The 14,214-nt window shown below is 69.2% G+C and carries 14 protein-coding genes; 8 read left to right on the top strand and 6 right to left on the bottom strand.

Annotated features, from left to right (window positions below):
- Positions 1-28: 28 nt before the first annotated feature.
- Positions 29-658 carry a ribonuclease HII gene (locus ASF18_RS18140; RefSeq protein WP_056353711.1) on the top strand — a complete coding sequence of 210 codons (630 nt, stop codon included), beginning with the start codon at positions 29-31 and terminating at the stop codon, positions 656-658.
- On the opposite strand, the gene ASF18_RS18135 is transcribed toward ASF18_RS18140, so the two are convergent.
- Positions 624-1,748 (bottom strand): PA0069 family radical SAM protein, encoded by a 1,125-nt coding sequence (locus ASF18_RS18135; protein WP_056353709.1) that lies wholly within the window; start codon positions 1,746-1,748, stop codon positions 624-626. The two genes, ASF18_RS18140 and ASF18_RS18135, sit on opposite strands and share 35 nt — an antisense overlap.
- Positions 1,749-1,917: 169 nt before the next feature.
- Here ASF18_RS18135 and ASF18_RS18130 point away from each other — a divergent pair, with 169 nt between their 5' ends.
- Entirely contained in the window at positions 1,918-2,439 is a 522-nt protein-coding gene (locus ASF18_RS18130; RefSeq protein ID WP_056353706.1) for a hypothetical protein, read from the top strand.
- A gap of 30 nt (positions 2,440-2,469) precedes the next feature.
- Here ASF18_RS18130 and moaB read toward each other — a convergent pair whose 3' ends face one another.
- From moaB to ASF18_RS18115, 3 genes are all read right to left on the bottom strand, one after another.
- Positions 2,470-3,027: a molybdenum cofactor biosynthesis protein B gene (gene moaB / locus ASF18_RS18125; protein WP_056353703.1), complete on the bottom strand. Its 558-nt coding sequence runs from the start codon at positions 3,025-3,027 to the stop codon at positions 2,470-2,472.
- Positions 3,028-3,112: 85 nt separating this feature from the next.
- A complete protein-coding gene (locus tag ASF18_RS18120; RefSeq protein ID WP_056272852.1) occupies positions 3,113-4,024 on the bottom strand; it encodes a neutral zinc metallopeptidase in 912 nt (303 codons plus the stop codon).
- Between the two features lie 103 nt (positions 4,025-4,127).
- Positions 4,128-5,021, bottom strand: a complete 894-nt coding sequence (locus ASF18_RS18115; protein ID WP_056353700.1) for a uracil-DNA glycosylase — start codon at positions 5,019-5,021, stop codon at positions 4,128-4,130.
- Between the two features lie 238 nt (positions 5,022-5,259).
- Here ASF18_RS18115 and ASF18_RS18110 point away from each other — a divergent pair, with 238 nt between their 5' ends.
- The 4 genes from ASF18_RS18110 to ASF18_RS18095 all read left to right on the top strand — a co-directional run bounded on the left by ASF18_RS18110 (position 5,260) and on the right by ASF18_RS18095 (position 11,666).
- Entirely contained in the window at positions 5,260-6,921 is a 1,662-nt protein-coding gene (locus tag ASF18_RS18110; protein WP_056353698.1) for an electron transfer flavoprotein-ubiquinone oxidoreductase, read from the top strand.
- A gap of 164 nt (positions 6,922-7,085) precedes the next feature.
- A complete protein-coding gene (locus ASF18_RS18105) occupies positions 7,086-8,939 on the top strand; it encodes a tetratricopeptide repeat protein (RefSeq protein WP_056353694.1) in 1,854 nt (617 codons plus the stop codon).
- Positions 8,940-9,020: 81 nt separating this feature from the next.
- Positions 9,021-9,896: a 4-(cytidine 5'-diphospho)-2-C-methyl-D-erythritol kinase gene (locus ASF18_RS18100; RefSeq protein ID WP_056354537.1), complete on the top strand. Its 876-nt coding sequence runs from the start codon at positions 9,021-9,023 to the stop codon at positions 9,894-9,896.
- 117 nt (positions 9,897-10,013) lie between these two features.
- Entirely contained in the window at positions 10,014-11,666 is a 1,653-nt protein-coding gene (locus tag ASF18_RS18095; protein ID WP_082487700.1) for an EAL domain-containing protein, read from the top strand.
- Between the two features lie 24 nt (positions 11,667-11,690).
- Here the strand turns inward: ASF18_RS18095 and ASF18_RS18090 are convergent, their stop codons facing one another.
- Entirely contained in the window at positions 11,691-12,710 is a 1,020-nt protein-coding gene (locus ASF18_RS18090; protein WP_056210957.1) for a polyprenyl synthetase family protein, read from the bottom strand.
- A 159-nt stretch (positions 12,711-12,869) separates the two neighbouring features.
- On the opposite strand from ASF18_RS18090, the gene ASF18_RS18085 reads away from it, so the two are divergent.
- Together ASF18_RS18085 and ASF18_RS18080 are read left to right on the top strand one after the other, a co-directional pair.
- Positions 12,870-13,094, top strand: a complete 225-nt coding sequence (locus tag ASF18_RS18085; RefSeq protein ID WP_056272859.1) for a DUF2007 domain-containing protein — start codon at positions 12,870-12,872, stop codon at positions 13,092-13,094.
- Positions 13,087-13,857, top strand: coding sequence for a methyltransferase (locus ASF18_RS18080; protein WP_056353690.1), 771 nt, complete (start codon positions 13,087-13,089; stop codon positions 13,855-13,857). Before ASF18_RS18085 ends, ASF18_RS18080 begins: the two co-directional genes overlap by 8 nt.
- A gap of 9 nt (positions 13,858-13,866) precedes the next feature.
- Here ASF18_RS18080 and ASF18_RS23205 read toward each other — a convergent pair whose 3' ends face one another.
- The gene (locus ASF18_RS23205) at positions 13,867-14,157 is read right to left on the bottom strand and encodes a hypothetical protein (protein WP_156649928.1); all 291 of its coding nucleotides are present in this window, start codon (positions 14,155-14,157) and stop codon (positions 13,867-13,869) included.
- Positions 14,158-14,214 lie beyond the last annotated feature (57 nt).

Here is a 14,214-nt window from a genome sequence, read left to right as displayed (position 1 = left end):
GGATCAGCCCCCTGCCCGGACCCTGCCGATGCCGCCCTTCGACCCGCGCCTGGCGGAGACCTACCCGGCCGTGATCGGCTGCGACGAGGTTGGGCGGGGGGCCCTCTGCGGCCCGGTGATCGTCGCGGCGGTGTGGTTCGCGCCGGCTGCATTCCCGCCCGAGCTTCTGGCGCGTCTCGACGACAGCAAGCGCCTGAAGGCGGCCGAGCGCGAGGCGTTGACTCCACTCATCCGGGCGTGGGCCCGCGTCGCGGTGGCGGCCGGATCGCGCGCGCTGGTGGACCGGATCAACGTCCGCGCCGCCACCCTCGACGCCATGCGGCGCGCGGTCCTCGGCCTGCATCTCGACGCACCGGTCTGGGTCGACGGCCGCGACACGATTCCGGGACTCGCCCTCCCCGGCCGCGCCGTGGTGGGCGGCGACCGGCTGGTGCCGCAGATCGCCGCCGCCTCCATCGTGGCCAAGACCCTGCGCGACGCATTGATGCGTCGGCTGGCCGGGCGCTACCCGGACTACGGCTGGGCGAGCAACGTCGGCTACGGCACGCGCACCCATCTCGCCGGCCTTGCACACCGCGGCCGCTCGCCCCATCATCGGCTCAGCTTCACGCGCGCCCACGACCTCAGAACAGGCTCAACTGGTCGCGCGGAACCCTGAACAGGTCGACGCGCAGGCGACGACGGACTTCGGGATAGCCGAGGCGCTGCCGGGCGAGCCGCATGCGCTGGCGGATCAGGTCGGCATAGGCGCCGGTGCCGGTCATCCGCGTGCCGAAAGCGGCGTCATAGGCCTTTCCGCCCCGCGCGGCGCGGACCAGCGACATGACGTGGCGCTGGCGACCTGGGTAATGCTCGGCGAACCAGTCGTTCACCAGATCATCGAGTTCGAGCGGCAGGCGCAGGAGTACGTGGCTCGCCTCCACGGCGCCGAGCCCCCGGGCCCGGGCGAGGATCGCCTCGAGCTCGTGGTCGTTCAAAGAAGGGATGATCGGCGCGGCGATGACCATCACGGGAATGCCCGCGGCGCTCAGGCGGGCGATCGCGTCCAGGCGCTTTTGCGGATGCGGCGCGCGGGGCTCCAGCCGGCGTGCCAGGACGGGATCGAGGGTGGTCACCGAGATCGCGACCTTCACGAGACCGTCGCGCGCGAGGTCGGTGAGGAGGTCAAGATCGCGCACGACGAGATTCGATTTCGTCACGATGCCGACCGGGTGGCGGAACCGCGCCAGGACCTCCAGCACCGCGCGGGTGACGCGATGCTCCCGTTCGATCGGCTGGTAGGGATCGGTGGCGGTGCCCAGGGCGATGGTGGCGGGACGGTAGCCCGGTGCCGACAACTCCGTTTCGAGCAGAGCGCCGGCACCCACCTTCCGGAACAGCTTGGTCTCGAAGTCGAGGCCCGGTGACAGGCCGACATAGGCATGGTTCGGACGGGCGAAGCAGTAGACGCAGCCGTGCTCGCAGCCGCGGTAGGGATTGATCGAGCGATCGAACGAGATGTCGGGCGAGGTGTTGCGGGTGATCAGCGTGCGGGCACGCTCCGGCCGCACCTCAGTCCGGACGGGGACCGCCTCCTCATTCCCGGACCAGCCGTCGTCGAAGGTTTCCCGTCGGGCCGCCTCGTACCGTCCGCTCGGATTGGCCGTGGCACCCCGGCCCCGCCGCCCCATCGGCTGCAATGTGGTCTCGCCGAGGCGTCGCGCAGCCGCGGGGCCGGCGGACGATGGGCGAGTGGCGTCGGCTGGCATAGGCGGTGTTCATCCGTTGGGATCGGACGAGAACGTATCATGAACAAATGTTCGGGTCGCTGCAAAAATTTCAGGCAGAACGCGTGTCGTGTCGCGTTTCTACCCATTTGCGTCGTCTGCGTCGCCGCGATGTGGCTTGGCGCTACGCGAAAATACGGTATGCGCGCGCATGCTTTCGGCTCTCATCTTCGTGGCGCGGCCTGCCGATCCCGATTCCGTCGATCACCTCGCCGATACGCTAGGCGCGCTGGTCGCCGGAGTTGCGGCAGGACTCGTCGGTGACGCGGTGATCGTCGTGCCGGTCGCGAATGCGATGATCGAGGCCGTGGCCGAGGCGACCGGCGCAACGGTCGTTCTGCGTGGTCGTGGGTCGTCGCCCTGGTCGGCCGGTGCGAAGATCGCGCGCCGGGACTGGGTCCTGTGTCTCGAGGCCGGCGATGTTCCCGCCGAGGGTTGGATCCGTCTTCTGGACCGCTTCATCGGGACGGCCCGCCCGGAGGTGTCTTTGGCCCGCTTGCGCCGCCCCCATACCGGCCTGCCGGCACGCCTGGCCGCCGGAGGGGAGCGCGTCATCGGCGTGAACGCTCCACGCCCAGGCGATCTGGTGCGCCGCGAACGCCTGCTGGCGGGCCCGAAATTCAACCGCCGTTTGAAGGCCCGCCCGCTCGCGGCGCGCCTTGATCGGGCGTAATCGCCGCGGATCGCGGGTCGACCGTCCCGCCTACACCGAGATCGAAGCGCCGCGACGCAGGTGCTCGTCCAGGCGGGGCATGATCTCGACGAAGTTGCAGGGCCGATGGCGGTAGTCGAGCTGCGCGGCTAGGATGCCGTCCCAAGCGTCGCGGCAGGCGCCGGGCGAGCCGGGCAGAACGAAGATGTAGGTCGCGTTCGCGACGCCCGCCGTGGCGCGCGACTGCAAGGTCGAGGTTCCGATCTTGTCGTAGGAAATGCGGTGGAAGACGGCCGAGAAACCATCCATGCGCTTCTCGAACAGGGGCTCGATGGCCTCGGGCGTCACGTCGCGGCCCGTGAAACCGGTGCCGCCCGTGGTGATGACCACGTCGACGGCCGGGTCACGGCTCCAGCGCTCGACCTGTCCGCGGATCGCCTCGACCTCGTCGGGGACGATGGCGCGGGCGGCCAGGGTGTGCCCCGCCGCCGTGAGGCGCTCGACGAGGGTGTCGCCGGAGCGGTCGTCCTCCTCGCTGCGGGTGTCCGATACCGTGAGGACCGCGATGACCAGCGGGATGAAGCTGCGGGTCTTGTCGGATGCGACCATCTTGGAATGCCTTCAACCGAACGCGGGCGGGACGGGACCGATCCTACGCGAAAGTCCCGCCCCCCGACAGCGCGCCGGCTGCAGCTCAGTTCCGCGCGGCCCGGAACGTGTCGCAGGATTTCGTCTGTCCGCTGCGATAGCCGGTCATGAACCAGCGCATCCGCTGCTCGGATGAGCCGTGCGTGAAGGAATCCGGCACGGCATACCCCTGCGACTGCTTCTGAAGCTTGTCGTCGCCGATGGCGCTCGCCGCCTGCATCGCCTCTTCGATGTCGCCCTGCTCCAGGGCGTTATACTTGTCGTTGGAATTCTTGGCCCAGACGCCCGCGAGGCAGTCGGCCATGAGCTCGGTGCGCACGGACAGCTGGTTCGCCTCGGTCTTGCTCGACGCGTTCTGCTGGCGGCCCTGGACCTTGCCAAGAATGCCGAGTTCGTCCTGCACGTGATGGCCGACCTCGTGGGCGATGACGTAGGCGTAGGCAAAGTCGCCCTTCACGCCGAACTTCTGCTCCATCTCCTTGAAGAACGAAGTGTCGAGATAGACCTTCTTGTCGATCGGACAGTAGAACGGCCCCATGGCAGCCTGGGCCGAGCCGCAGCCGCTGCGGGTGCCGCCGGTGTAGAGCACCATCGCGGTCGGGCGGTACTGGCGGCCCGTCTGGTTCGGCAGGACCTCCTTCCACACGTCCTCGGTGTTGCCGAGGATCGCGGCGGCGAAGCGCCCGCTCTCGTCCGTCGGCTTGGTCTTGCGCTGGGCCTGGGTCTGGGGGTCGACCTGTTCCTGGCGCGGGCGTCCGCCGCCGGACATCTGCTCGGCACCGCCGATCAGGACCGCCGGGTTGATGCCCGTGACCCATCCGATGATGCACAGGATCACGATGGTGCCGATGCCAAGGCCACCGGCTCCGCCGCCGGGAAAGCCGAACCCGCCACCGCCGCCACCTTCGCCGCGCCGATCCTCGACATTGTCCGACGAGCGGAAATCTTCCCAGCGCATGATCTCGTTACACCCTGTCCGGCCACGCGGCGTCACACACGGCCGCGTGAAGTAAGTCGCAGCTACGGGATACGGTTCCGCTTGGGCGCCGGTCCAAGCGGGCTCAGGCCTTCCCGTCGAGGGCGGCGCGCAAGGTCCGGAAGTCCCGCCAGGCGAGGCGCTTCTGCAGCGGCTGGCGCAGGAGATAGGCCGGATGCAGCGTCGCCAGGGCACGGATCTCGCGGCTCCCAACGCGGTAGGGGTAGAAGCGACCGCGCGCCTTCAAGATGCCGTCCTTGGTGCCGGTGACCGCCTGCGTCGCCGGGCTGCCGAGGCAAACGATGAGGTCCGGATCGGCGAGTTCGATCTGCCGTTCGATGAACGGCCTGCAGATCGAGACCTCCTGCGGGGTCGGGTTGCGGTTCCCCGGCGGCCGCCACGGCACGATGTTGGTGACGTAAGCGTTCGTCCGGTCGAGGCCGATGGCCGCCATCATGCGGTCGAGTAGCTTGCCCGAACGGCCCATGAAGGGTTTGCCGACGCGGTCCTCGTCGGCCCCCGGGGCCTCGCCGATGAACATCAGCTTCGCCGCCGGATTGCCGTCGGCGAAGACGAGGTTCTTAGCGGTGAATTTCAGCGGGCAACCATCGAAGCCGGCGAGCAGCGCCTCCAGCTCGTCGAGGCTCTGCACGTCGCGGGCCCGCGCACGCGCATCGCCGGCCGCCTCCCCAGGCTTGGACGCGGCCGACTGGCCGAAGGTCCGGGCCGGCGGCGGGGCCGCGCCGCGCTGGGGCAAATCGGCCAGGACCATGCCGGCGCCGGGCAAGGGTGGCCGCGGCGGGGCCGGCGCGTCGCGCAAAGGCGTGGGCCGTGCGGGGGGCGCCGTCATCGGCTCGGGCGCCTCGGCCTCCGAGAAGCGGTCGTGGGGCGCCTCGTCGAGGAAGAGGTCGAGTCCGGCCTCGACGTGAAAATCGAGGCTGGCGATGAGATCCCGCTGTCGGTCGTCGCTCTGGCTCATAATCCCGATGTGGCGCCTCACGCAGTTGTGGACAACCGGGCGTGCGACGCTGCGCACTGCCTTTTGAACCGCGCGACATCGTCACCCGCTGCCCCCGAGACCTTGGCGCCGCTTGCGTTCTCAGGTTGGAATGGGTTGAGAGTGATCGCCGGACACGGGATCGTCGGTCCGTAGACGGACGATCGGGACGAATGACGAGGGCCCCGCGGCAAAGCAGGGCCTCACAGGAGGATGACGGATGGCGCTGCCCGAACGCGAGGCGATGGAATTCGACGTGGTCATCGTGGGGGCCGGGCCGGCCGGGCTCGCGACCGCCATCCGCCTCAAGCAGTTGTCCGCCGATGCCAGCATCGTCGTGGTGGAGAAGGGCTCAGAGGTCGGTGCCCACATCCTGTCGGGCGCGGTGATCGATCCCTCGGGCCTCGACAGCCTGCTGCCCGGCTGGCGCCAAGACGAGGCGCGCCCGCTCAAGACGGCGGTCGCGCGCGACGAGTTCATGTTCCTGACCAAGAACAGCGGCCTTACCATGCCGAACCTGTTCTTCCCCAAGCTGATGTCGAACCACGGCAACTTCGTCGGCTCGCTCTCGAACGTGACGAAGTATCTCGGCGCCAAGGCCGAGGAGCTCGGCGTCGAGATCTACCCGGGCTTCCCGGCATCCGAGGTGCTTTACGACGAATCCGGCGTCGTCGTGGGCGTCGCCACGGGCGACCTCGGCATCGGCAAGTCCGGTGAGCCGCGCGACGACTACACCCGCGGCATGGAGTTGCGGGCCAAGTACACGGTCTTCGGTGAGGGCGCGCGCGGATCGCTGACCAAGACGGTGATCGATCGCTTTAAGCTCAACGCTTACAGCGACCACCAGAAGTACGGCCTCGGCGTCAAGGAACTCTGGCAGCTCGCCCCTGACAAGTTCCAGGCCGGCCTCGTGCAGCACACCATGGGCTGGCCCCTGCCGAACAAGGCCGGCGGCGGCTCCTGGCTCTACCATTTCGACGACGGCCTGCTCTCGGTCGGCTTCGTCACGCACCTGAACTACGAGAATCCGACCCTTTCGCCCTTCGAGGAGTTCCAGCGCTTCAAGACCCACCCGATGATCGCCGAGACCTTCGACGGGGCCAAGCGCATCGGCTACGGCGCGCGCGCCATCATGGAGGGCGGCTGGCAGTCGGTGCCGAAGCTCGTGTTCCCGGGCGGCTGCCTCGTGGGCGATTCCGCCGGCTTCGTGAACGTGCCCCGCATCAAGGGCTCGCACAATGCGGTCCTCTCCGGCATGCAGGCGGCCGAGGCCCTGGCGCAGGCACTCGAATCCGGCCGGCAGGGCGACGAGCTCGAGACCTACGAGAACGGCTGGCGCGACAGCGCCATCGGCCAGGACCTGAAGCGCGTACGCAACGTCAAGCCGCTCTGGTCGAAGTACGGCACGCTCGTCGGCGTCGGCCTCGGCGGGCTCGACATGTGGTCGAACACCATCCTGGACGCCTCGCCCTTCGGAACGCTGCGCCACGGGAAGCCGGACCACGCGACGCTGAAGCCGCTGAGCGAGGTGAAGCCGATCGTCTATCCCAAGCCCGACGGCAAGCTGACCTTCGACCGACTCTCCTCGGTCTACCTGTCGAACACCAACCACGAGGAGGACCAGCCGGCCCACCTCAAGGTGCGAAACATGGAGCTGCAGAAGGCCTCCGAGCACGACGTCTACGGTGGCCCGTCGGCCCGCTACTGTCCGGCGGGCGTCTACGAATGGGTGGAGGATGCCGGCGCCAGCGACGGCGTACGCTACCAGATCAACGCCCAGAACTGCGTCCACTGCAAGACCTGCGACATCAAGGATCCGAACCAGAACATCAACTGGGAGACCCCGGAAGGACCGGGCGGGCCGAACTACCCGAACATGTGAGGGGGCCGGTCCGCCGCCCGGATCACGGTCGAATGAGGGGGGATGGCGGGCGCAGGGGCCGCCATCCTTATGCCTTGCGAGGATGGCGGTAAGAGTCCAGTGTCCCGCCCCGAACGAGCCCGGCCACCGAGATGGCCGGTGCGCAGGAGCCGTGATCGGTGCCCATGAACGGAACAGCCAAAACCAGCCGGACCGGCCGCCGGGTCCTCTCGGCCCTCGCCGTCTGCCTCGCGAACTCGCCGGCGGCCTACGCGGCTCAGCCGCGGGAATCCGCTCCGATCTCCGAATACGAGCCCGCGGAGTCGCTGGAGGGCAACTTCCTCTCGGCCTACATCGCCGGTGCCTCCAAGGACACCGCAGCCGCCGCGAGCTACTACCGCGAGGCCGTGAAGGCCGATCCCCGCAACGCCGAGCTGCTGGAGCGCGCCTTCGTGTCGCTGCTCGCCGACGGCTCCCTCCCGGACGCCTTCCGGGCCGCCGAACGGCTGACCAGCCGCGACGGCTCGAACGGCCTCGCCCAGCTCGCCCTCGGCGTGCGCCAGATCAAGGCGGGACAGTTCGCCCAGGCCCGCCAGAACTTCGCGCGCAGCGGCCGGGGGGCCGCCGCCGACCTGACCGGGACGCTGCTCACCGCCTGGGCCTTCGCCGGGGCCAACGACGGCAAGCGCGCGCTGGAGACCATCAACAAGCTCAAGGGCGAACGCTACTACAACACCTTCCGCGACTTCCATGCCGGGCTGATCGCCAGCCTCGTCGGCGATCAGGCGGAAGCCGAGCGCCGCCTCAAGGCCGCCTACGACGCCGACCGCAACACCCTGCGCATCGTCGACGCCTATGCGCGCTTCGAGGCCCAGGCCGGCCGCACCGACCTCGCGATCCAGGCCTATACCGAGTTCGACAAGCTGCTGCCGCGCCACCCCATCGTGCGCGATGCCCTGACCAAGCTGAAGGAGGGCAAACCCCTCAGCCGCCTCGTCAACTCGGCGCAGGAGGGCGCGGGCGAGGTGCTGTACGGTCTCGGCTCGGCCGGCTCAACCCAGGGCGACGAACTGCCGGCGGTGGTTTACCTGCGCCTCGCCCTCTACCTCGCCCCCGACCACGCCCTCGCGCGGCTCACCCTTGCCGACATCCTCGACCGGATGAAGCAGACCGAGCGGGCCAACGAGGCCTATTCGCAGATCCCCACCACCTCGCCCCTGCGCCTCAATGCCGACGTCCAGGTCGGACTGAACCTGGAGCAGATGGGCAAGGGCGACGAGGCCATCGCCCATCTTGATGCCGCGATGAAGGCGCATCCGGACGACATCGACGTCGTCACGGCGCTCGGCAACGTCCAGCGTTCGCGCAAGAAGTACGAGGAGGCGGCGGAGACCTACAGCCGTGCCATCGGGCTGATCGGCGACAAGCCGGCCGCGAACTATTGGACGACGTTCTACTTCCGGGGGACCGCCTACGAGCGCGCCAAGCAGTGGCCGAAGGCCGAGGCCGACCTGAAGAAGGCCCTTGAGCTGGTGCCCGCGAGCCAGCCCGGCGCCCGGGCCCAGGTGCTGAACTACCTGGCCTATTCCTGGGTCGACCAGAACATGAACATCGACGAGGCCTTCACGATGCTGAAGCAGGCCGTCGATGCGGCCCCGCGCGACGGCATGATCATCGACAGCCTGGGTTGGGCCTATTTCCGCCTCGGCCGCTGGGACGACGCGGTGCGCGAGCTGGAAAAGGCGATCGAGCTGAAGCCCGGCGATCCGACCATCAACGACCACCTGGGCGACGCCTACTGGCGCGCCGGGCGTCGCCTGGAGGGCAAGTTCCAATGGCAGCACGCCAAGGACCTGAACCCTGAGCCGGACGACCTCGAGAAGATCAATGCCAAGCTCAAGGACGGCTTGCCGGAACTCGAGAAGCCCGCTGCCACCGCCGAGAATCCGCCCGAGAGCAAGGTGAACCCCGAGCTGCCGAAGGGCGCCCCGGCCCCGAACGAGCCCCCGGGCGCGGCCGACAAGAAGAGCGGTGGTTGATCGGCCCGAAGGCTTGACGGAACGCGCGTCGCGGGGCCAGACCGGCCCCGCGATTGCCCGACCCATGAGCCCCGAGTGTCCGTGCCCCTCCTCGTCACCCGCGCTCCGGCGAAGATCAACCTCACCCTTCACGTCCTCGGCCGCCGGGACGGCGACGGCTATCACGAGCTCGAAAGTCTCGTGGTCTTCACCGGCGCCGGCGACACGCTCAGCCTGGAGCCGGGTCCCGACCTGGCGCTGACCGTTTCGGGGCCGACGGCCGGCCCGGCCGGCCCCCTCGACGACAACCTCGTCATCCGCGCGGCGCGTCACCTCGCCCGCCTTCGTCCCGATCTCCGCCAGGGCACCTTCCATCTTGTGAAGCGCCTGCCCGTCGCCGCAGGCATCGGCGGCGGCTCCTCCGACGCCGCGGCGGCCCTGCGCCTTCTGGGCCGCCTGAACGACATCGCCCCCGACGATCCGGACCTGGTCGCGGCCGCCCGTGCCACCGGCGCCGATGTCCCGGTCTGTCTTGTCCCACGCGCCCGCATGATGGCGGGCGCCGGCGAAGCCGTCGGACCCGCCCTGGATATGACCCCGCTGCCGGCGGTCCTCATCAATCCGGGCGTCCCGGTCGAGACTGCGCCGGTGTTCCGCGCGCTCGGGCTCGCGGTCGGCGATCGCCACGGCACCGGCGCGCATCCCGTCATCGCCCCCGGTCTCGGGGCGGATGCCCTCCTGCGCGCGATCACCCCTGCCCACAACGACCTCGAAACCCCGGCGCGGAGCCTCGCCCCGGTGATCGACGTGGCGCTCGGGGCCCTGCGGGCCGCCCCCGGATGCCGCTTGGCGCGGATGTCGGGGTCCGGCGCGACGGTGTTCGGCATTTTCGGGCATCGGTCCGAGGCGGCCCGCGCCGCACGCAGCATCGCGGCAGTTCATCCAGGCTGGTGGGTCACGGCAGCAATGCTGCGCTAAGCATTCGCCCTCTTGGTGGGATAGCAACTTTCCGTGCAACGGCGCCGACTTCAGACGTCAGCTTTACGCTCGCTCAAGGTTTGAGGCTGCAGGATCGGCGCGCGCAAGGAGCGGTGCATGCCCAACCAAAAAAACAACTCGTGGGGAGAGGGCGAGCTCCGAGAACTCCTGTGCCTGATGATGATCGGCTCCTGCATCTGGATCGTCGGCACCCAGCTGGGGTTCTTCACGGTTCTCATCGACGCGACCCGGACGCATCAGCTTCAGGATCTGCTGATGCTGTCCCTCTGCATGAGCCTGGGCGTGGTCGTGGCGGCCGTCCGCAAGTCGTTCAAGCTGCGCAAGGCGATGCAGGATCGGGACGGGGCCGAGGCGCATGCCGAGGCCGTCGCACGCCACGATGCGATGACGGGTCTCGCCAATCGCCGGCTGTTCGGCGAAACTCTGGCGGCGCGCATCCGCGTGGCCACCGGTCTCCCGCGGGTCGCCGTAATGCTGATCGACCTCGACCGCTTCAAGCCGGTGAACGACGTCCATGGTCATGCCGCGGGTGACGCCGTCCTCTGCGTCATCGCCGATCGCCTGCGGGCCCTCGCGCCGCCCCAGAGCCTCGTCGCGCGCCTCGGGGGCGATGAGTTCGCTCTTCTTCTCGACACCGACAGCGATCCGGAAGCTCTGGCGCGGCTCGCGCAGGGCATCATCGCCTCGCTTTCTCAGCCGATCGCCTGGACCCAGAGCCGTCTCGAGATCGGCGCCACCATCGGAATCGCGACGGCGACGGAAGAGAGTCGCACCGCCGAGGCGCTGCTGCACGCCGCCGATGTCGCCATGTACCAGGGCAAGCGGGATGGGCGCGGGACCTACCGGTTCTTCCATCTCGACATGGGTCAGGCCCTGAAGGCACGCGCCCGGCTTGAAGGGGAATTGCGGGTCGGCATCGAGCAGGGCGAGATCGAGCCGTTCTACCAGCCGGTGGTGTCGCTGCCCGGCCGCGATCTCATCGGGTTCGAGGTGCTGGCCCGCTGGAATCATCCCCGGCTGGGCGTCCTGACCCCGGCCGATTTCATCAGCCTGGCCGAGGAGACCGGTCTGATCGCCGAACTCACCTGGTCGCTGATGCGCAGGGCCTGCCGGGACGCTCGGCTCTGGCCGGCCCATCTCCAGCTGGCGATCAACATCTCACCGCTGCAGCTGCGCGATCCGCACCTGCCCGAGCAGATCCTCGGCATCCTGACGGAGACCGGGTTCGCACCGGGACGCCTGGAGATCGAGATCACCGAGACGGCCCTGGTCAACGATCTCGAAGCAGCGCGGACCGCCCTGAAGTCGCTCCAGAGCTTTGGCGTCCGCATCGCCCTCGACGATTTCGGGACCGGATATTCCAGCCTCTACCATCTGCGCGAACTGCAGTTCGACAAGCTGAAGATCGACCGCAGCTACGTGGAATCGATGCGGCTGAGCAGCGAGCGCGCCAAGCTCGTGGATGCGATCATCGCCCTGGGCTCCAGCCTCGGCCTTCTCACAACGGCCGAGGGCATCGAGAGCGGGACCAGCGTCGATTGGCTTGCCGGCCAGGGGTGCACCTACGGCCAGGGCTACCTCTTCGGGCGGCCCATGGACAAGGCCACCACCGACGGTCTTCTCACGCAATGGTCCGACGACGCGGGCCGGATCGTGATCGCGCCGTCCTCGGCCGAAACGTCCGAGGTCACCGATTGCGAGCGCGTGGCCCTCGCTCCGCCGCCGGTCATGCGCCAGGCGGCAGCCTGACGATCCGACGCTGCTCCGGGACGCTCAGTGCGCCCGGGCGATGCAGAAGTCGACGACCTGCAGCAGGGCGTGCTTCATCGGGCTCGGCGGGAACGTCTTCAGGGCATCCCGGGCCCGGTCGCCGTACAGGCGGGCGCGCGCCATCGTTTCCTCTAGGGCGCCGTGACGCCGCAGGATGGCGCGCGCTGTTTCGAGATCGTTGTCCGTGACCTCGCCGAGTTCGAGCGTCCGCTTCCAGAAGCCGCGCTCGCTACCCGTGGCACGACGCACCGCCAGGACGATGGGCAGCGTGATCTTGCCCTCGCGAAAATCGTCGCCGACATTCTTGCCCAGGGTATCGCTGGTGCCGCCGTAATCGAGGACGTCGTCGATGAGCTGGAAGGCGATGCCGAGGTTCATGCCGTAGGCGCGGCAGGCTGCCTGCTCGGCGGCGTCGCGCTCAGCCAGGACCGGACCGACCTCGCAGGCAGCGGCGAACAACTCCGCCGTCTTGGCGCTGATCACCGCGAGATACTCGGCCTCGCTCGTTTCTGTGTTCTTCGCCGCGGTGAGCTGCATCACCTCGCCCTCGGCGATGATGGTGGCCGCCGCCGACAGGATGTCGAGGGCCTTCAGCGATCCGACCTCCACCATCATGCGGAAGGCTTGGCCGAGGAGGAAATCGCCCACCAGGACGCTGGCCTCGTTCCCCCACTTGATGCGGGCCGCTACCTTGCCGCGACGCATGTCGCTGCCGTCGACCACATCGTCGTGCAGGAGGGTCGCGGTGTGCATGAACTCGACGCTGGCGGCGAGCTTCACCGCGCCGTCGCCGACATAGTGGCAGAGATCGGCGGTCGCGAGCGTGAGGATCGGCCGAAGGCGCTTGCCGCCCGAGGAGATCAGGTGGTTGGCGACTTCGGGAATCATCTGGACGTCGGATCCGGTGCGCGACAGGATCGTCGCGTTGACGCGCTCCATCCCACCGGACACCAGGGCGACGAGGTCGGCCAGGCTCGCCTCGGGATCGGGACTTCTCTCATCGATCGGAACTACGACGCCCAAGACCTTGAGGCCTCCCGCTTCCCTACGCCAACGCGGCGCGATCCAATCGACCGCGTCCGTGACACCCCATCGCATGCGCCCGGAGGCGCTGCAACACGCACCATGCCGCAAGCTATACATTCAGGGGCGGTGCCCGGGATGGCGCCGGGGAGAGCGTGTATGACCGAACTCATTCGCAGCAACGACGTGGTCCTGATCGGGTTCGCCCAGTCGATCCTGGAGGCCGCAGCCATTCCGGCCCTCGTCGCCGACCAGCACATGAGCTTTCTCGAAGGCTCCATCGGCGCCTTCGCGCGGCGTCTCCTGGTGCCGCGGGATCAGGCGATGCAGGCGCGCCGCCTCCTCACGGATGCGGGCCTCGCCCACGAGTTGCGGGATGCCTGAGCCCGGGGCCGATCTCTGGCTCGGCGGACGGCTTCGCCTGATCCAGCCGCCGCGCGGCGCGCATCGGGCCGGCACGGACGCGGTCCTTCTGGCGGGGCTCCTGGCACCCGAGCCCGGTGCGGTCGTCTGCGACGTCGGGGCGGCGAGCGGTGCGGTGGGCCTCGCGGTGGCCCTGCGGAGCCCCGACTGCCGCGTGGTGCTGGTGGAACGCGACCCGGACCTGGCGGCTTACGCCCGGTGCAACGCAGAGGCGAATGGCTTGGTAAACCGCACGACGGTCATCGAGGCGGACGTGCTGGCGCCCGGACTGCGTCGGCAGGCCGATGGCCTGACGCCCGGCCTCGCCGACCTCCTCCTGACGAACCCGCCCTACTTCGAGCCCGGACGACACCGGCCCTCCCCCGTGATCGGCAAAGCCAGCGCGCATACCTTTTCGGACGGCGGGATCGAGGCCTGGATGCGCAGCTGCGTCGATCTGCTCCGCCCACAAGGTCGGCTCGGCCTGATCCACCGGGCGGATCACCTCCCCGCCTGCCTCGACGCCGCCCGCGGCCGCTTCGGCGCGCTGGCGATCCGGCCGGTCCACGCCAGGCGGAATCAGCCGGCGATCCGCATCCTCGTGAGCGGCGTGAAGGGAAGCCGGGCTCCGCTGCGACTCCTGCCGCCCGTCGTCCTTCATGACGACGAGGGCCGCTTCACCCCGCACGCCGCGGCCCTTCACGAGGGTCGCGGGTGGGTCGATGCCGGCGTCGAGGTCCCCTGAGGGGCGCGCTCAGTAGAACGTCCGGACCCGATAAGGCCGATGCCAGCCGTGATGGCGGTGGCCCCAGCCGTGGTGCCGGCGCCAATGGTGGCGGCGATACCCGTGGTGGCGATGGTGCCAGTGCCGGCGGTGATGCCAATGACGCCGATGTCCGTGCCACCGGGCCTGCGCCACCAGGGGGGCCTGCGCACCGGCCTCGATACCCGCCACGGGCATCGGCGCGGCGGTCGTCGTCGCTCCAAATCCCATCGCACCGGCCAGCATGCCGAGTGCCAGGGCCATCCAACGCATCATGCGCATGGTTGCGTCTCCTTCGCTGCTGCGCGGGCCTCCCCGGGAGGCGCGCGGGCCGCCACG

This window comes from Methylobacterium sp. Leaf89, from assembly GCF_001422215.1.
Lineage (GTDB): Bacteria > Pseudomonadota > Alphaproteobacteria > Rhizobiales > Beijerinckiaceae > Methylobacterium.
Note: the sequence above shows the minus strand (reverse complement) of the source record. Positions and strands in the feature narration are given on the sequence as shown.

Bases quoted from the DNA above. Each gene is read 5' to 3' on its own strand.
- ASF18_RS18140 (WP_056353711.1), top strand. From the start codon at position 29: ATGCCGCCCTTCGACCCGCGCCTGGCGGAGACCTACCCGGCCGTGATC.
- ASF18_RS18135 (WP_056353709.1), bottom strand. From the start codon at position 1,748: ATGCCAGCCGACGCCACTCGCCCATCGTCCGCCGGCCCCGCGGCTGCG.
- ASF18_RS18130 (WP_056353706.1), top strand. From the start codon at position 1,918: ATGCTTTCGGCTCTCATCTTCGTGGCGCGGCCTGCCGATCCCGATTCC.
- moaB (WP_056353703.1), bottom strand. From the start codon at position 3,027: ATGGTCGCATCCGACAAGACCCGCAGCTTCATCCCGCTGGTCATCGCG.
- ASF18_RS18120 (WP_056272852.1), bottom strand. From the start codon at position 4,024: ATGCGCTGGGAAGATTTCCGCTCGTCGGACAATGTCGAGGATCGGCGC.
- ASF18_RS18115 (WP_056353700.1), bottom strand. From the start codon at position 5,021: ATGAGCCAGAGCGACGACCGACAGCGGGATCTCATCGCCAGCCTCGAT.
- ASF18_RS18110 (WP_056353698.1), top strand. From the start codon at position 5,260: ATGGCGCTGCCCGAACGCGAGGCGATGGAATTCGACGTGGTCATCGTG.
- ASF18_RS18105 (WP_056353694.1), top strand. From the start codon at position 7,086: ATGAACGGAACAGCCAAAACCAGCCGGACCGGCCGCCGGGTCCTCTCG.
- ASF18_RS18095 (WP_082487700.1), top strand. From the start codon at position 10,014: ATGCCCAACCAAAAAAACAACTCGTGGGGAGAGGGCGAGCTCCGAGAA.
- ASF18_RS18085 (WP_056272859.1), top strand. From the start codon at position 12,870: ATGACCGAACTCATTCGCAGCAACGACGTGGTCCTGATCGGGTTCGCC.
- ASF18_RS18080 (WP_056353690.1), top strand. From the start codon at position 13,087: ATGCCTGAGCCCGGGGCCGATCTCTGGCTCGGCGGACGGCTTCGCCTG.
- ASF18_RS23205 (WP_156649928.1), bottom strand. From the start codon at position 14,157: ATGCGCATGATGCGTTGGATGGCCCTGGCACTCGGCATGCTGGCCGGT.